The organism is Streptomyces sp. NPDC058632, assembly GCF_042717095.1.
In the GTDB taxonomy this organism is placed as follows: Bacteria; Actinomycetota; Actinomycetes; order Streptomycetales; family Streptomycetaceae; genus Streptomyces.
The window spans coordinates 91,076-108,731 of the sequence record NZ_JBHXQZ010000010.1 but is presented as its reverse complement, the minus strand read 5'-3'; the positions used below and the strand labels follow the sequence as shown (position 1 = coordinate 108,731).

12 protein-coding genes and 2 pseudogenes are annotated in these 17,656 nt (G+C 72.4%); 8 read left to right on the top strand and 6 right to left on the bottom strand.

Annotated elements, in window-relative coordinates; all coding sequences use genetic code 11:
• The 3 genes from ACFWVE_RS06665 to glgB all read left to right on the top strand — a co-directional run.
• A partial coding sequence (locus ACFWVE_RS06665) for an alpha-glucosidase C-terminal domain-containing protein (protein ID WP_384008888.1) occupies positions 1-504 on the top strand: 504 nt, incomplete at its 5' end.
• Positions 505-597: 93 nt separating this feature from the next.
• Entirely contained in the window at positions 598-2,025 is a 1,428-nt protein-coding gene (locus tag ACFWVE_RS06660) for a maltokinase (protein WP_384008886.1), read from the top strand.
• A 42-nt stretch (positions 2,026-2,067) separates the two neighbouring features.
• Positions 2,068-4,545, top strand: a complete 2,478-nt coding sequence (glgB, locus tag ACFWVE_RS06655) for a 1,4-alpha-glucan branching enzyme (protein ID WP_384008884.1) — start codon at positions 2,068-2,070, stop codon at positions 4,543-4,545.
• 39 nt (positions 4,546-4,584) lie between these two features.
• Here the strand turns inward: glgB and ACFWVE_RS06650 are convergent, their stop codons facing one another.
• The 4 genes from ACFWVE_RS06650 to ACFWVE_RS06635 all read right to left on the bottom strand — a co-directional run bounded on the left by ACFWVE_RS06650 (position 4,585) and on the right by ACFWVE_RS06635 (position 9,322).
• Positions 4,585-6,867 (bottom strand): HelD family protein, encoded by a 2,283-nt coding sequence (locus tag ACFWVE_RS06650; protein WP_384008897.1) that lies wholly within the window; start codon positions 6,865-6,867, stop codon positions 4,585-4,587.
• 125 nt (positions 6,868-6,992) lie between these two features.
• Complete coding sequence (locus tag ACFWVE_RS06645) at positions 6,993-7,307, bottom strand: thioredoxin family protein (RefSeq protein WP_384008883.1); 315 nt, start codon at positions 7,305-7,307, stop codon at positions 6,993-6,995.
• Between the two features lie 14 nt (positions 7,308-7,321).
• Entirely contained in the window at positions 7,322-7,747 is a 426-nt protein-coding gene (locus tag ACFWVE_RS06640) for a MerR family transcriptional regulator (RefSeq protein WP_384008881.1), read from the bottom strand.
• Between the two features lie 174 nt (positions 7,748-7,921).
• Positions 7,922-9,322, bottom strand: coding sequence for a cation:dicarboxylate symporter family transporter (locus ACFWVE_RS06635; RefSeq protein ID WP_384008879.1), 1,401 nt, complete (start codon positions 9,320-9,322; stop codon positions 7,922-7,924).
• A gap of 172 nt (positions 9,323-9,494) precedes the next feature.
• Here ACFWVE_RS06635 and ACFWVE_RS06630 point away from each other — a divergent pair, with 172 nt between their 5' ends.
• The 3 genes and pseudogenes from ACFWVE_RS06630 to ACFWVE_RS06620 all read left to right on the top strand — a co-directional run.
• Positions 9,495-11,147, top strand: coding sequence for an ATP-binding protein (locus tag ACFWVE_RS06630; RefSeq protein WP_384008877.1), 1,653 nt, complete (start codon positions 9,495-9,497; stop codon positions 11,145-11,147).
• Entirely contained in the window at positions 11,144-11,833 is a 690-nt protein-coding gene (locus ACFWVE_RS06625) for a response regulator (protein ID WP_384008875.1), read from the top strand. Before ACFWVE_RS06630 ends, ACFWVE_RS06625 begins: the two co-directional genes overlap by 4 nt.
• A 164-nt stretch (positions 11,834-11,997) precedes the next feature.
• A pseudogene (locus tag ACFWVE_RS06620) lies at positions 11,998-12,201 on the top strand (hypothetical protein); the annotation flags it as partial.
• Positions 12,202-12,353: 152 nt separating this feature from the next.
• Here the strand turns inward: ACFWVE_RS06620 and ACFWVE_RS06615 are convergent.
• Positions 12,354-12,575 (bottom strand): annotated as a pseudogene (locus tag ACFWVE_RS06615) (DUF6400 family protein); the annotation flags it as partial.
• 381 nt (positions 12,576-12,956) lie between these two features.
• Positions 12,957-13,982, bottom strand: a complete 1,026-nt coding sequence (locus tag ACFWVE_RS06610; RefSeq protein WP_384008872.1) for an ATP-dependent 6-phosphofructokinase — start codon at positions 13,980-13,982, stop codon at positions 12,957-12,959.
• 295 nt (positions 13,983-14,277) lie between these two features.
• On the opposite strand from ACFWVE_RS06610, the gene pta reads away from it, so the two are divergent.
• Complete coding sequence (gene pta, locus ACFWVE_RS06605) at positions 14,278-16,392, top strand: phosphate acetyltransferase (protein WP_384008870.1); 2,115 nt, start codon at positions 14,278-14,280, stop codon at positions 16,390-16,392.
• Entirely contained in the window at positions 16,389-17,597 is a 1,209-nt protein-coding gene (locus ACFWVE_RS06600) for an acetate kinase (protein WP_384008868.1), read from the top strand. Before pta ends, ACFWVE_RS06600 begins: the two co-directional genes overlap by 4 nt.
• The last annotated feature ends 59 nt before the right edge of the window (positions 17,598-17,656 follow it).

Here is a 17,656-nt window from a genome sequence, read left to right as displayed (position 1 = left end):
ATGGGCGACAACATCTGGCTCGGCGACCGCGACGCCGTCCGCACCCCCATGCAGTGGACCCCCGACCGCAACGCCGGCTTCTCCTCCTCCGACCCGGGGCGGCTGTTCCTGCCCACGATCATGGACCCGGTCTACGGCTACCAGGTCACCAACGTCGAGGCGTCCATGGCCTCGCCGTCGTCGCTGCTGCACTGGACCCGCCGGATGATCGAGATCCGCAAGCAGAACCCCGCCTTCGGCCTCGGCACCTACACCGAACTCCCCTCCTCCAACCCCGCCGTCCTCGCCTTCCTCCGGGAGTACGAGGACGACCTGGTGCTCTGCGTCAACAACTTCTCCCGCTTCGCGCAGCCCACCGAACTCGACCTGAGCGCCTTCGAGGGCCGTCATCCGGTCGAGCTGTTCGGCGGGGTGCGTTTCCCGGCCGTGGGAGCGCTGCCGTATCTGCTGACCCTCGGAGGGCACGGCTTCTACTGGTTCCGCCTGCGCGGGGATGCCGCGTAGCACACGGGGAACCCGGGCGGGGCGGTTTCTCCCGCCCCGCCCGGGGCACGCATCAGTAACACCCCGACGATCCGGGGAAAGGACGCGACTGAAATGTCGGAAGCCGTCATACGTACGGTCGCACCCCCGCCCGGCCTCCTTGGGTCACTGGATCCACTGCTCAGGGAATGGCTGCCGCGACAGCGCTGGTTCGCGGGCAAGGGACGCCCGGTCACCGGGTTCACCCTGGTCGCGGCCACCGAGCTGCTGCCGCCCACCGCCAGGCTGGGCCTGTACCACCTGCTCGTCCGCGCCCACCAGCCCGACCCGTCCGTCCCGCCCGGTTCGTCGGTCCTCGACGGCGGCACCGCCCACCCCGGTGACTGCTACCAGCTGCTGATCGGTGTGCGCGAGGCGCTGCCGCCCCGGCTGGCGGCCGCGCTGATCGGGCACGTGAGCGAGGGCCCGCTCGCCGGGCGGACGGTCTACGAGGCCCTGCACGACGCCCGGCCCGCCGAACTGCTCCTGGAGGCCCTGCGCACGCGGGCCCGGATCGGTGTTCTGCGTTTCGAGCGGGACCCGGGGCAGGAGATCCGGCCCGGTCTGGTGCCGCGCCTGATGACGGTCGAGCAGTCGAACTCGTCCGTCGTCTACGGAGATACGTTCATCCTGAAGCTGCTGCGCCGGATCGTGCCCGGGATCAATCCCGATCTGGAGCTGCCGCTGGCACTGGCCCGCGAGGGCTGCCCGCGGGTGCCGCCGCCCACGGCGTGGCTGGTCGCGGACCCGGACCCGGCCGACCCCGGTGAACCGCATGTGCTGGGCGTGCTCCAGCCGTTCGTGCAGGGTGCGACGGACGGATGGGAGCTGGCGCTGCGGGAGCCGGCCAAGGGCGAGGGCTTCGTCGCCGAGGCGCGGGCGCTGGGGCGGGCCACCGCCGAGGTGCACACCGCGCTGGCCCGCGCGCTGCCGACGGTCACCCTGGGCCACAGCCGGCTGCGGGTCATGGTCGCCGGCATGGCCGAGCGGCTGGCGGCGGCCGTCCGGGCGGTGCCCGCGCTGCGGCCGTACGCGGCCGGGCTCGGCTCGGCGTACACCGCGCTGGACGACCTGGCCGCCGAGGGGCAGACCTGGACCGCCCAGCGGGTGCACGGCGATCTGCATCTCGGCCAGTGCCTGCGGTCCCCGGCCGGCAAGTGGTCGCTGATCGACTTCGAGGGCGAACCGGCCCGGCCGCTCGCCGAGCGGCGGATGCCGCAGCCCGTGGTCCGGGACGTGGCCGGCATGCTGCGGTCCTTCGACTACGCGGCCCGCTCCGCGGACCCGCCGCAGCCGGACTGGGCCGAGCACTGCCGGTCGGCGTACTGCTCCGGCTACGCGGAAGCGTCGGGCAGGGACCCGCGCACCGATCCCGTGATGCTGCGCGCGTACGAGACGGACAAGGCCGTCTACGAGGTGCTGTACGAGGCCCGGCACCGGCCTCAGTGGCTTCCGGTCCCGATGGCGGCGGTGCGCAGACTCGCCGGGACCGGACAGACCTGACCCGCCCCTCCCCATCCGTCCTTCTCCCAGGAGGCTCCGTCCGTGACCCCCCGTCCCGAGTCCAGCGGTTCGCATCCGGAGCAGCCGGCCGAACAGCGGCCCGCCGAGCCGTCCGCGTCCACGCGGAAGAAGAAGCCCGCGGCAGCCAAGGCGATATCCGAGAAGGGCGGCCCGAGGAAGGGCGCCGGGAAGAAGAGCACGGCGAAAGCGGACGCGTCGAAGAAGGGCGCTCCGAAGCAGGGCAGGGTGAAGAAGGCCGGGGCCGTGCAGGGGGCGGCCTCCGCAGCGGCCCCGGCGGACGACCGGCTCGCCCCGCCGGAGGCGGAGCTCGCGGTCTCCCCCGCTCTGGGCACCGCCGACCGGGAGCGGCTGCTGGACGGCACGCACCACGACCCGCACGCGGTGCTGGGCGGGCATCCGGTGCCGGGCGGGGTCGTCTTCCGGGTGTTCAAGCCGTACGCCCTGGCCGTGACCGTGGTCTCCGGGGGCCTCACCGTCGAGCTGCACGACGACGGGAGCGGGTTCTTCTCGGCGCTGCTGCCGCTGCGGGAGGTCCCGGCGTACCGGCTGCTCGTAGCGTACGAGGGGGCGGTGCGGGAGGTCGAGGACGCGTACCGGCTGGTGCCCACGCTCGGCGAACTCGATCTGCACCTGATCGGCGAGGGGCGGCACGAGGAGCTGTGGACGGCGCTCGGCGCACACCCCATGACCCACCAGGGCGTGCGGGGCACCCGGTTCGCGGTGTGGGCGCCGAACGCGCGGGGGGTGCGGGTGGCGGGCGGCTTCAACTTCTGGGACGGCACCGGGCACCCCATGCGGTCGCTGGGCTCGTCCGGGGTGTGGGAGCTGTTCGTGCCGGGGATCGGCGAGGGTGAGCTGTACAAGTTCGACATCACCCGGCCCGACGGTTCGAGGACCCTGCGCGCCGACCCGATGGCACGGCGGACGGAGGTCCCGCCGGCCACCTCCTCGATCGTCACGTCGTCGCGGTACACGTGGGGGGATGCCGAGTGGCTGGAGCGCCGTGCCCACGTGCCCGCGCACGAGGCGCCCCTCTCGGTGTACGAGGTCCACCTGCCCTCCTGGCGACCGGGCCTGACGTACCGTCAACTTGCGGACCAGCTCCCCGCGTACGTGAAGGATCTGGGGTTCACGCACGTCGAGCTGATGCCGGTCGCCGAGCATCCCTACGGCCCGTCCTGGGGTTACCAGGTCACCGGCTTCTACGCGCCCACGGCCCGCCTCGGCACCCCGGACGACTTCAAGTACCTGGTCGACGCCCTGCACCGGGCCGGCATCGGCGTGATCATGGACTGGGTGCCGGCGCACTTCCCGCGTGACGAGTGGGCGCTGGCCGAGTTCGACGGCCGGCCGCTGTACGAGCACGCGGACCCGCTGCGGGCGGCCCATCCCGACTGGGGGACCCTGGAGTTCGACTTCGGGCGGCGCGAGGTGCGCAACTTCCTGGTGGCCAACGCCCTGTACTGGTGCGAGGAGTTCCACATCGACGGGCTGCGCGTGGACGCCGTCGCCTCGATGCTGTACCTCGACTACTCGCGCGAGCCCGGCCAGTGGCGGCCGAACGAGCACGGCGGCCGGGAGAACCTGGACGCGGTGGCGTTCCTCCAGGAGATGAACGCGACGGTGTACCGCAGGGTGCCCGGTGTGGTGACGGTCGCGGAGGAGTCCACGGCCTGGGACGGCGTCACCCGGGCCACCCACCACGAGGGCCCGAGCGGCTTCGGCGGGCTCGGCTTCGGGCTGAAGTGGAACATGGGCTGGATGCACGACTCGCTGGAGTACATGAGCCACGAGCCGGTGCACCGCAGGTACCACCACCACGAGATGACGTTCTCGATGGTGTACGCCTACAGCGAGAACTACGTGCTGCCGATCTCGCACGACGAGGTCGTGCACGGCAAGCGGTCGCTGGTCTCGAAGATGCCCGGCGACTGGTGGCAGCAGCGCGCCGGCCTGCGCGCCTACCTCGGCCTCATGTGGGCCCACCCCGGCAAGCAACTGCTTTTCATGGGACAGGAGTTCGCACAGGGCGCCGAGTGGTCCGAGCAGCACGGCCCGGACTGGTGGCTGCTGGACCCGGCGTACGGTGCCGCGGCCGACCACCGCGGGGTGCGCGACCTGGTGCGCGACCTGAACACCGTGTACGGGCACACCCCGGCGCTGTGGCAGCGGGACACCGAGCCGGCCGGGTTCCGGTGGGTGGCCGGGGACGCGGCCGAGGACAACGTGCTCGCGTTCCTGCGGTACGACCGGGACGGCACCCCGCTGCTCGCCGTGTCCCACTTCGCCCCCGTGGTCCGGCACGACTACCTCGTCGGCGTCCCGGACGACGTGCCCGCCTGGCACGAGGTCCTGAACACCGACGCGGGCCGCTACGGCGGCGGCGACGTGGCCAGCCCGGACCCGGTCAAACCGGAGCCGCAGGGGCGGCACGGCTTCCCGGCGAGCGTCCGGCTGGTCCTGCCGCCCCTGGCCACGGTCTGGCTGCGCCCGGCCTGACCGGCCCGGCCACCGCCGGGCCCTTCTGCCATGCCTGTGTCATGCCAGCGTGTCCGCCAGCGGTTTCGGCAGCGGCCCGGTGTGCAGGACGCCGAGCCGCTGGGTGGCGCGGGTCAGCGCCACGTACAGGTCGCTGGTGCCGTAGCGCCCCGGTTCGACCACGAGGACGGAGTCGAACTCCAGGCCCTTGGCCTGCCGCGGGTCGAGCAGCACGACCTCCTGCGTCAGGTCGGGCTCGGCGCCCGCCGTCACCCCGTCGAGGCGGGCGGCCAGGGCGCGGTGCAGGTCGCGCGGGGCGATGACGGCGAGCCGGCCGCCCTGGGGCCCGCCGAGCTCCGCGACGGCCTCGGCGACGGCGCCGGGCAGGTCGTCGGTGGCTCGGGCCCAGGGGCGTACACCGGTGGAGCGGACCGAGCCGGGCGGCTCGAAGCCGGGGTGCTCGGCGCGGACCACGGCCGCCGCGACGTCCATGATCTCGGCCGGGGTGCGGTAGTTGACGCCGAGCCGGGTGTGCTCCCAGCGGTCCTCCACGTACGGGGCGAGGATGTCCGCCCAGGAGCCGACGCCGGCCGCCTCCGCGGTCTGCGCCGGGTCGCCGACCAGGGTCATCGAGCGGGTCGGGCTGCGCCGCATCAGCAGCCGCCAGGCCATCGGCGACAGCTCCTGCGCCTCGTCGACGATGATGTGCCCGAACGCCCAGGTGCGGTCGGCGGCGGCCCGTTCGGCGGCGCTGCGGTGGTCCTCCTCCTCGTGCCGCTCGGCGAAGCGTTCGGCGTCGATGATGTCGTGCGCGGAGAGCACCTCGGAGGACTCGGGGTCGTCGTCCTCCTTGTCGTCGAACTCGAAGGTCCGCGAGGCGTACGACACGTCCAGGACGCCCTGGGCGTACGCGATCTGCGTCTGCCGTTCCCGGTCGGCCCGCTCGCGCACCAACCGGTCGTCCTCACCGAGGAGTTCGGCGGCCTCGTCGAGCAGCGGCACGTCGTCGACGGTCCAGTGCCGGGTCACCGGGCGGCGTATCGCGGCGGCGTCCTCGGCCGGCAGGAACTCCTCGGGTGCGGCGAGGAAGTCGGCGATCAGCCGCTGCGGGGTGATCCGGGGCCACAACCGGTCGACGGCGGACCACACGTCGGGGTTCTCGGCGAGTTCGTCGCGGATCTGGGTGATGTCACTGGGGTCGAGCAGGTTGCTGCCGTCGTACGGGTCGGTGCCGATGCGTTCGGCGACCATGTCGGTGAGCGCGTTGAGGATGTGGCCCTCGAAGTACTCGCGGGACGCGTTGTGCGGCAGCTTGGCGGCGCGGGTGCGTTCGCGGGCGACCCGCACCAGGCCGTCGTCCAGCATCAGGATCTCGCGGTCGTGCTCGATGGTGATCACCGGGTCGGGCAGCGCCTGCCGGCTGCGGACGACCTCGGCGAGGACGTCCGCCAAAGCGGCCCGGCCCTTCACGGCGGCGGCCTCGGGGGTGTCCGCCCGGGTGGCCTTCACGCCGGGGAACAGCTCGCCGACGGTCGCGAGGAGCACGCCGGTCTCGCCGAGGCTGGGCAGCACCTCGGCGATGTAGCCGAGGAACGCCGGGTTGGGTCCGACGATCAGCACGGCGCGGCGGGCCAGCACCTCGCGGTGCTCGTAGAGGAGGTAGGCGGCGCGGTGCAGGGCGACGGCGGTCTTGCCGGTGCCGGGCCCGCCCTCGACCACGAGTACCCCGTGGTGCGGGGCGCGGATGATGCGGTCCTGGTCGGCCTGGATGGTGCGGACGATGTCGCCCATGCGGCCGGTGCGCGCGGAGTCGAGCGCGGCGAGCAGCACGGCGTCGCCGGTCGGGTCCTCGTGGCCGGTACGGGTCGCGTCGCCGAGGTCGAGGATCTCGTCGTGCAGGGCGGTGACCGTGCGCCCCTCGGAGGTGATGTGCCGCCGGCGCCTCAGCCCCATCGGGGTGTGGCCGGTGGCCAGGTAGAAGGGGCGGGCGACGTCCGCACGCCAGTCGATGAGGACGGGGGTGCGCTCGGCGTCGTCGGCGCGCAGGCCGATCCGGCCGATGTGGTGGCTGTCGCCCGAGGAGAGGTCGATCCGGCCGAAGCACAGCGAACCGTCCACCGCGTTCAGCGCCGCGAGCAGCCCGGACCGCTCGGCGACGAGGATGTCCCGCTCCAGCCTGGCCTGCAGGGGCGTGTTGCCCTGCCCGAGCGCGTCCGTGAGGGACACCTCGGTGTCACCGCGCAGGGCGTCCACGCGTGCGTACAGTCCGTCGATGAATTCCTGTTCCTGCTGGAATTCATGGTCCGGATATTCGCTGTTTGACAATTCCACTCCCGCCCGGATACACTGTGCTCACTGAACTTATTTGCGACTCAATCCCATTGAAGTCGCGAGTCAATGAATATACGCAGAAGAAACCCCCGGGCGCAATTGCCCGGGGGTTTCTTCCGTACGGCGCCGGTGCCGGCTCAGATCACCTCGCCCAGTTCCTCGAGCAGCCGCCGCTTGGGCCTGGCGCCCACCATCGACCGCAGCGGCTCACCTCCTCGGAACACCATGAACGTCGGCATCGACAGCACCTTGTACGCGTTGGTGGTGTCCGGGTTGGCGTCCACGTTCAGCTGGACGACCTTCAGCCGCTCGCCCTCCTCGGCGGCCAGCGCGCTCAGCACCGGGGCCATCTGCCGGCACGGCGGACACCAGTCGGCGGTGAACTCCACCAGCACCGGCAGCGGCGATTCGATCACCTCCGCCGCGAAGTCCGCGTCGGTCACTTCCCTCACGCCTTTCGCCCTGCTCACCTGTGTCCTCCCAGTTCGCACACCGGTTCCGGACCTCCCGGAACCGCGGCGTCGGCCGCCAGTCCGTCGCGTGCCCTCTCCGCCCGCGCCAGTTGCTCCCCGACGGTCGCCCGTACGGCCCGCAGCTCGCCGATGAGTGCGTCGAGTTCGTCCAGCTTGCGCCGGTAGACGGCGAGCGAGGCGGGGCACGAGTCGCCCTCCGGGTGTCCGGCCCGCAGACACTCCACGAAGGGCCGGGTCTCCTCCAGCTCGAACCCGAAGTCCTGGAGCGTCCGGATCTGCCGCAGCAGCTTCAGGTCGCTCTCGTCGTACGTCCGGTGGTTGTTGCCCGTACGCCGCGCGGACAGCAGTCCCCGTGATTCGTAGTACCGCAGCGTCCGCGTGGTGGTCCCGGCGCGTGCGGCCAGCTCGCCGATTCGCATACCGGTGAACGTAAGCCTTGACGTCGGCGTCAGGGCAAGACGGGAGGCGATGAGCCCGGCACGGGAACGCAAAAGGGCCGAGCGGCCGGGCTCACGGGGGAGGGAGTCCGGCCGCTCGGCGGCGGGGGGAGCACGGGGGCGCCGGCCCCGGTGCGGCAGGCGGAAGCCCGCGTGTCAGGCCTTGGCGAGTTCCTTCTCGCCGCCCGGTGCGGGGGCCCCGGCGTGGTCGGCGGGGTCGGCGGGGCCGTCGTTGTCGTGCTCGTCGAGCAGGGTGGCCTCGTCGAAGGGGAGGTTGCCGGAGAGGACCTGTCCGACCCGCTCCTTGTCGATCTCCTTGGTCCAGGTGCCGATCAGCACCGTGGCGACCGCGTTGCCCGCGAAGTTGGTCAGGGCGCGGGCCTCGCTCATCAGGCGGTCGATGCCGACGATGAGACCGATGCCGTCCACCAGGGCCGGCTTGTGCGACTGCAGACCACCGGCCAGCGTCGCGAGGCCGGCGCCGGAGACACCGGCGGCACCCTTGGAGGCGACCAGCAGGAAGAGCAGCAGCGGGATCTGCTCGCCGATCGACATCGGCGTGCCCAGGGCGTCGGCGATGAACAGCGAGGCCATGGTCATGTAGATCATGGTGCCGTCGAGGTTGAAGGAGTAGCCGGTGGGGACGGTGATGCCGACGACCGGCTTGCTGACGCCCAGGTGCTCCATCTTCGCGATGAGCCGCGGCAGCGCCGACTCGGACGAGGAGGTGGACAGGATCAGCAGGAACTCACGGCCCAGGTACTTGAACAGCGACCAGACGTTCAGCCCCGCGACGATCCGCACCATCGCGCCGAGCACCACGAAGATGAACAGCACACAGGTGATGTAGAAGCCGAGCATCAGCACCGCGAGGCTCTTCAGCGCGTCCACGCCCGAGGCTCCGGTGACCGCGGCCATGGCGCCGAAGGCACCGACCGGGGCGGCCCACATGATCATGGCGAGGACCCGGAAGACCAGCCGCTGGATGTGCTCGATGCCACGCAGGACCGGCCGGCCGGCCTTGCCCATGGCCTGCAGCGCGAAGCCGCACAGCAGGGCGACCAGCAGGGTCTGCAGGACCTCGCCCTGGGTGAAGGCGGACACGATCGTGGTCGGGATGATGCCGAGCAGGAAGTCGGTGGTGGACTTGGCCTCCGCGTCGACCTGGGCCTGGCCCGTCTCCTTGACCGCGTCGGTGACCGCGAGACCCGTCCCCGGGTCCAGGATGTTGCCGACGACCAGGCCGATGCCGAGCGCGACCAGAGACATCACCAGGAAGTAGCCCATGGCGATGCCGCCGACGGCACCGACCTTGGCGGCCTTCCGTACGGAGCCGATGCCCAGCACGATCGTGCAGAAGATGATCGGCGAGATCATCATCTTGATCAGGTTCACGAACCCGGTGCCGATCGGCTTCAGCTCGACCGCGAAACCGGGTGCCAGCAGGCCGACGGCGATACCGAGGGCGACCGCGATGATCACCGCGATGTAGAGATAGTGCGTGCGGTCCCGCTTCACAGGGGGAGCGGCAGGTGCCGTATCGGCTGTGCTGGTCACGGCGGCCTCCTTGACGACGTCGTCGGCATCACCGGCGTGCGGCTCACGTCCGGGGGTGGGGTGGGGATGGGGTCGGGGGGGTGGGGACTGCCGTGACTATGTCCTGCCTTGTGAACACGGTCACCCTTACGTTCATTGAGTTCGCGCCCGCGTGGGGATGCACACTGGCGGGATGCGCATCGCCCTCCCGAAACCCCGCAGCCTCGCGGCCCAGCTCTTCGCCATGCAGGCGGTGCTGATAGCGGTGCTCGTGGTGGGGTACGCGCTGTTCAGCTATGTCGGCGACCGCAGCCAGGCGGAGGCGGCGGCGGGCCGCCAGGCCACGGCGGTGGCCCTGTCCGTCGCGGACTCGCCCTCGGTGCGGGAGTCGATCCGTACGGCCGATCCCTCGGCGGCGCTCCAGCCGTACGCGCTGGCGGTGGTGCGGGACACCGACATCGACTTCGTCACGATCATGAATCCGCGGGGCATCCGCTGGACCCACCCCGACCCGGCCCAGATCGGCCTGCCGTTCCGCGGCCACACCGCTGCCGCGCTCGAGGGCCACACCTTCACCGAGACGTACACCGGCACCCTCGGCCCGTCCGTCCGCGCGGTCACTCCGGTCCTGGACGGCGACCGGATCGTCGGCCTGGTCAGCGCGGGGATCCGGGTCGAGGAGATCAGCCAGCGCGCGCAGGGCCAGCTGACCGCCCTGCTCGCGGCCGCGGCCGCCGCCCTGGGGCTCGGCGCGATCGGCACGTACGTGATCAACGCCCGGCTGCGCCGGCACACCCACGGGATGAACGCGTCCGAGCTCAGCCGCATGCACGACTACCATCAGGCCGCGCTGCACGCCGTGCGCGAGGGGCTCCTGATGCTGGACGGGCAGTACAGGGTGGCGTTGATCAACGACGGCGGCCGGGAGCTGCTGGGCGTGGGACCGGAGGAGGACGTGGTGGGCAGGCCGGTCGCGGAACTCAGCCTCCCGGCACCGCTGACGGGTGCGCTGCTCGCCTCTGCGCCGCGGGTCGACGAGGTGCATCTGACGGCGGACCGGGTACTGGTGGTGAACACCTCGCCGGTGTCCGGCGGCGAGCAGCGCGGAACCGTGGTGACCCTGCGCGACGTGACCGAGCTCCAGTCGCTGATGGGCGAGCTGGACTCGGAGCGCGGCTTCACACAGGCGCTGCGCTCGCAGGCGCACGAGGCGGCGAACCGGCTGCACACCGTCGTCTCGCTGATCGAGCTGGGCCGGGCCGAGGAGGCGGTGGACTTCGCGACCGCCGAGCTGGAACTGGCCCAGGCGCTCACCGACCAGGTGGTGGCGGCGGTGGGCGAGCCGGTCCTTGCGGCGCTGCTGCTGGGCAAGACCGCCCAGGCCAACGAGCGGGGCGTGGAGCTGGTGGTCACGCCGGACAGCCGGCTGGACGACGGGCTGCTGCCGGACACCCTGCCCGCCCGGGACCTGGTCACCATCCTGGGCAACCTGATCGACAACGCGGTGGACGCGGCACTGGGCGGCATGGGTCCCCGGGTGACGGTCACCGCCCTCACCGACGCCGGCGCGGAGCTGATCCTGCGGGTGTCCGACACCGGTCCGGGCGTGGACCCGGACCACACCGAGGCCGTCTTCCAGCGGGGCTTCACGACCAAGCCGTCCGGGCCGGGCGGCCGGGGGCTGGGCCTGGCGCTGGTACGGCAGGCGGTGAACCGCCACGGCGGCACGCTGACGGTGACGTCGGCCAAGGACGGCGGCGCCCGCTTCGAGGCACGCCTCCCGCTGCGGACTCCGACGGTGGGCGCCGGTTCGGGCACCGGCACTGTTTCCGGAGGCACGGCATGACCGGCGCGCGGCCCATCCGTGTCCTGGTGGTGGAGGACGACCCCGTCGCCGCCGACGCCCATGTGATGTACGTCGGCCGGGTGCCGGGGTTCGTCGCCGTCGGCAAGGCGGCGACGGGCGCCGAGGCCCGCCGGGTGCTGGAGCGCACCCCCGTCGACCTGCTCCTCCTCGACCTGCACCTGCCCGACGTGCACGGACTCCAGCTGGCCCGTTCCCTCCGGGCGGCCGGGCACCACGCGGACGTCGTCGCGGTGACCTCGGCGCGGGACCTGGCGGTGGTGCGCGAGGGCGTGTCCCTCGGCGTCGTCCAGTACGTGCTGAAGCCGTTCACCTTCGCGACGCTGCGGGACCGTCTGGTGCGGTACGCCGAGTTCCGGGCGTCGGTGGGCGAGGCCAGCGGCCAGGACGAGGTGGACCGTGCGCTGGCCGCCCTGCGCGCCCCCGGGCCGGCCGCCCTGCCCAAGGGCCTGAGCGCACCCACCCTGGAACGCGTGACCCTGGCCCTGCGCGACGCCGACGGGGGCCTGACGGCCAGCGGCGTCGCGGAGGCCGTCGGCATCTCCCGCATCACGGCCCGCCGCTACCTGGAACACCTGGTCGACTCGGGCCGCGCGGCCCGCCGCCCCCAGTACGGCACCGTGGGCCGGCCGGAGCTGCAGTACCGGTGGAGGGCGTCCCCCTCCTGAGCCGGGGGGCCGGAGGGGGACCGGAAGGTGCGGCCCGCACGCCCGCGCCGCCCGGTGTCCGTGGCGGCGGCGCTGAGCACGGGGTCAGGGCCTGGCCGGCGGATCACACCGGAGACGCACGGGCCGGCACGCCCTCTCCCCGTGCGTGAGCAGGGAGGGGTCCGGGGCTGCTCACGCCGCACGAGTGCGAGGCGTTCGGCACCACCTGCACTCCGCGCACACCGCTCGGCGCCACCATGGTCGCCAGCGAGGGGGCCTGCGCCGCGTACTACCTGTACCGGCGGCTCGACCTGTTCACCCCGGCGATGCCGGACGCGTCCCTGGAGGACAGCCCCGTTGGTGGACGCGCGGGCCCTCGTTGCGTATGAGGTGCCGCCAGTGGGTGGGGCAGTTGCGCCGGTCGGCGCAGACGTCGCGGTCGCGGGCGTCGTAGCAGCCCGGGCAGGCGAGCCAGGCCCGGCGCGCCCGGTCCGCCTGGGGGGCGAGGGGCAGCCGCGTCCCAGGGCTCCCGGACCGTCGCCGGCAGCACACCGGCCGCGGCGAGCATGTCGTACGTGCGCCGCTGTGCCGGATCCAGGTCCGAGTACAGCAGCGCGGTGGCGGCGTCCTCGCCCTCCAGCACGGCGACGGGGTCCCAGTCGGCTCCGAGCGCCGCGACGACCTCGGCCCGGCGCCGCGCCTCCCCGGCGGTCAGGTCGATAGTGAAGGGGAACAGAGGGCCGGGCGCATCGGGCTGGTCCATGCGCACGCCTTCAAGTGGTACGAACTGCTTGAAAGCCACATGTGCCAGCCGGTGCCCGGCGGCCGGAAGGAGGTGTGACGGATCCCATCGCCGGCCGGGCGCACCGACGGCCTCCTCCTCGACCGGACCTCTGGCCGGCGCCTGGACACGAGCCCGCGAGGACGTGGCACGAGCCGCAACCCACCGGATGTGCCCGCGTCCGTCCCGCGCCTGGCGGGCGGTCGAGGGGCGAGGGGACCGGTGGCAACGGCGGCACGGGGCCGCGGCCCGGAGTTCTCCGGCCGGGAGTTCTCCGGCCGGGCCGCCGGGTGTTTCCGGACGGCGATCGCGCAGTGGCACGGGGGTAACCGCGCAGGTGCCGCCCCGGCCGCCCGGGTCCCGTCAGTAGACCGACTCGGCCTCGTCCATCCGGTCCTTCGAGACCGTCTTCAGCTCGGTGACGGCCTCCGCCAGCGGGACCATCACGATGTCCGTGCCGCGCAGCGCCGTCATCCGGCCGAACCGTCCCTGGTGCGCGGCCTCCACCGCGTGCCATCCGAAGCGCGTGGCGAGCACCCTGTCGTACGCGGTCGGGGTCCCGCCGCGCTGGATGTGGCCGAGGATGACCGGCCTGGCCTCCTTGCCGAGGCGCTGCTCCAGCTCGTGGGCCAGTGCCGTGCCGATGCCCCGGAAGCGCTCGTGGCCGAACTTGTCGATCTTGCCCTTGCCGTAGTCCATGGTGCCGTCGGCGGGGTGGGCACCCTCGGCGACGCAGATCACCGCGAACTTCTTGCCGCGGGCGAACCGCTCCTCGATCATCTTCACCAGCCGGGCCGGTTCGAAGGCCCGTTCGGGCAGGCAGATGCCGTGGGCGCCGGCGGCCATGCCGGACTCCAGGGCGATCCAGCCCGCGTGCCGGCCCATGACCTCGACGACCATGACCCGCTGGTGGGACTCGGCGGTGGTCTTCAGCCGGTCCATCGCCTCGGTGGCGACGCCGACGGCGGTGTCGAAGCCGAAGGTGCGGTCGGTGGAGGAGATGTCGTTGTCGATCGTCTTCGGGACGCCGACCACCGGCAGGCCCGCCTCCGACAGCATGTGCGCCGCGGTGAGCGTGCCCTCGCCGCCGATCGGGATGAGCGCGTCGATGCCGAAGTCGCGGATCATGTCCGAGGCGTTCTCGCAGGCCTCGCGGAGCCGGTCGCGCTCCAGGCGGGAGGAGCCGAGTATGGTGCCGCCGCGGGCCAGGATGCCGCTGACCGCGTCGAGGTCGAGGCTGCGGTAGCGGCCGTCGAGCAGGCCCGCGTAGCCGTCCTCGAAGCCGATGACCTCGTCGCCGTAATTGTCGACCGCTCGGTGCACGACCGACCGGATCACTGCGTTCAGGCCGGGGCAGTCGCCGCCTGCGGTGAGAACTCCGATACGCATCGTGCAGTCGTCTCCTGGTCGCTGTGGATGCCGGTGAGCCGTCTCCGATTGTTCCATGCCGCCGGACGCACTGCGGTCCCGTCTCTTCCCGGCCCCCCCGGGACACGCCCCGGCCGCCCCGTTGCGGCCGTGTCCCCCGGCTCCGCGCCCCGCCCCTCGGGCGGGCACCCCGACCAGCGGCGGAGGTACTGTCGAGGGGGATCCGCGCGCCCGGCGGGCGGGTGTCGGCCGGCGCCGGAAGGCCCCGGTCCGCAGGGCCCGAAGCACCGCGAGACCCCGACGAAACGGAGCACGCGTGACCCGCAGTGTGTACGTCACCGGAATCGACCGTGGCGACGGCCGCCAGGTCGTCGAACTGGGAGTGATGGAACTCCTGACCAGGCAGGTCGACCGGGTGGGCGTCTTCCGTCCCTTGGTGCACGACGGTCCGGACCGCCTCTTCGAACTGCTGCGCGCACGCTACCGGCTCACCCAGGACCCGGCGACCGTCTACGGCATGGACTACCAGGAGGCGTCCGCCCTCCAGGCCGAACGCGGCCCCGACGAACTGGTGTCGACGCTGGTCGACCGGTTCCTCCTGGTCGCCCGCGAGTACGACGTCGTCCTCGTCCTCGGCACCGACTACGCCGACACCCAGTTCCCCGACGAGCTGTCCCTGAACGCCCGCCTGGCCAACGAGTTCGGTGCCTCGGTCATCCCGGTCGTGGGCGGCCGGAAGCAGACCTCCGAGTCGGTGCGCGCCGAGACCCGCAACGCCTACCGCGCCTACCACACCCTGGGCTGCGACGTGCTCGCCATGGTGGTCAACCGGGTCGCCCGCGAGGACCGCGACGAGATCGCCGAGCGGCTCGCCTCCCGGCTGCCCGTGCCCTGCTACGTCGTCCCCGACGAACCCGCGCTCGCCGCCCCCACGGTGGCCCAGATCGCCCACACCCTCGGCGCGAAGGTGGTGCTCGGCGACGATTCCGGACTGGCCCGCGACGCCCTGGACTTCGTCTTCGGCGGCGCCATGCTGCCCAACCTCCTCGCCGCCCTGACCCCCGGCTGCCTGGTCGTCACCCCGGGCGACCGTGCCGATCTGGTCGTCGGCACGCTGGCCGCGCACAGCGCCGGCACCCCGCCGATAGCCGGCGTGCTGCTCACCCTGGACGAGGTGCCCGGCGACCGCATCCTCACCCTCGCCGCCCGGCTCGCTCCCGGCACCCCGGTGCTGTCGGTGCCCGGCAACAGTTTCCCCACCGCCGAGCAGCTGTTCTCCCTGGAGGGGAAGCTGAACGCGGCCACCCCGCGCAAGGCGGAGACCGCGCTGGGCCTCTTCGAGCGGCACGCCGACACCGCCGAACTCACCCGGCGGGTCTCCGCGCCCAGCAGCGACCGGGTGACGCCGATGATGTTCGAGCACAAGCTGCTCGAGCAGGCCCGCTCCGCCCTCAGGCGGGTCGTCCTGCCCGAGGGCGACGAGGAGCGGGTGCTGCGCGCGGCCGAGGTGCTGATGCGCCGGGGCGTGTGCGACCTCACCCTGCTCGGACCGGTCGACCGCATCCGCAAGCACGCCGCCGACCTCGGCATCGCCCTCGGCGACACCCAGCTGATCGATCCGGCCGCATCCGAACTGCGCGACGCCTTCGCCGAGAAGTACGCCGCCCTGCGCGCCCACCGGGGCGTCAGCCTCGAGCTGGCCTACGACGTCGTCTCGGACGTGAACTACTTCGGCACGCTGATGGTGCAGGAGGGGCTCGCCGACGGCATGGTGTCCGGCTCGGTGCACTCCACCGCCGCGACCATCCGCCCGGCCTTCGAGATCATCAAGACCAGGGAGGACGCTTCCATCGTCTCCTCCGTGTTCTTCATGTGCCTGGCCGACCGGGTCCTGGTCTACGGCGACTGCGCGGTCAACCCCGACCCGGACGCCGAGCAGCTCGCCGACATCGCCGTGCAGTCGGCGGCCACGGCCGCACGGTTCGGGGTGGAGCCGCGGATCGCGATGCTGTCGTACTCGACGGGTACGTCCGGCTCCGGCGCCGACGTGGACAAGGTGCGCGAGGCGACCGAGCTGGTCCGCGCGCGCCGCCCCGACCTGCGGGTCGAGGGGCCGATCCAGTACGACGCGGCCGTGGAGCCGTCGGTCGCGGCGACCAAGCTGCCGGACTCCGAGGTCGCCGGGCAGGCGACCGTGCTGATCTTCCCCGACCTGAACACCGGCAACAACACCTACAAGGCCGTGCAGCGCTCGGCCGGCGCGGTCGCGGTCGGCCCGGTGCTCCAGGGTCTGCGCAAGCCGGTCAACGACCTGTCCCGGGGCGCCCTCGTCCAGGACATCGTGAACACCGTCGCCATCACGGCCATCCAGGCCCAGTCCCCCGCCCCGGCCCAGTCCCCCGCCCCGAGCGAGAAGGCAGCGACCCAGTGAGTACCCGTGTCCTCGTCCTCAACTCCGGTTCCTCGTCGGTGAAATACCAGCTGCTGGACATGCGGGACCGCGGCCGGCTCGCGTCCGGCCTGGTGGAGCGGATCGGCGAGCGGACCTCCCTGGTCCGGCACACGCCGCAGGCTTCGGGTGCGGAGCCCAGGGAGCGGACCGGACCGGTCGCCGACCACGAGGCCGCCCTGAAGGCGATGGCCGAGGAACTGGCCGCCGACGGGCTGGGGCTCGACTCCCCCGAACTGGCCGCGATCGGGCACCGGGTGGTGCACGGCGGGATGCACTTCACGGAGCCGACGGTCGTCGACGACGCGGTGCTCGCCGAGATCGAGCGGCTCATCCCGGTCGCCCCGCTGCACAACCCGGCCAACCTGACCGGCATCCGCACCGCGATGTCGCTGCGCCCGGACCTGCCGCAGGTCGCCGTCTTCGACACCGCCTTCCACACCACGATGCCGGAGTCGGCCGCCCGCTACGCGATCGACGTGGCGACCGCCGACGAGCACCGGATCCGCCGCTACGGCTTCCACGGCACCTCGCACGCGTACGTGTCCCGCCGGACGGCCCGGCTGCTCGGGAAGGCGCCCGAGGACGTGAACGTCATCGTGCTGCACCTGGGCAACGGCGCGTCCGCGTCGGCGGTGCGGGGCGGGAGATGCGTGGACACCTCGATGGGGCTGACGCCCTTGGAAGGGCTGGTGATGGGTACCCGGTCGGGAGATATGGACCCGGCCGTCATCTTCCATTTGACGCGCGTTGGCGACATGTCCGTCGACGAGATCGACACTCTTCTCAACAAGAAGAGCGGTCTGGTCGGCCTGTGCGGTGACAACGACATGCGGGAGATCCGCCGCCGGGTCGACGCGGGCGACGAACAGGCGAAGCTCGCGTTCGACATCTACATTCACCGTCTGAAGAAGTACATCGGCGCCTATTACGCCGTTCTCGGCCGGGTGGACGCGGTGGCGTTCACCGCCGGGGTCGGCGAGAACGCCGCCGAGGTGCGGGAGGCGGCCGTGGCGGGCCTGGCCGGGCTGGGCCTGGAGGTCGACGCCGGGCGCAACGGCGCGCGCGGCGACGGGCCACGGCTGATCTCGCCCGAGGGTGCGCGGGTCGCGGTCGCCGTGGTACCGACGGACGAGGAAATGGAGATCGCCACCCAGACCTACGCACTGGCCGGAAAGGACAACTGAGCGGCGGCATTCTCATGTGTACCTTCCGCCAGACGGAATATTCCGGAGCGAAACAAACC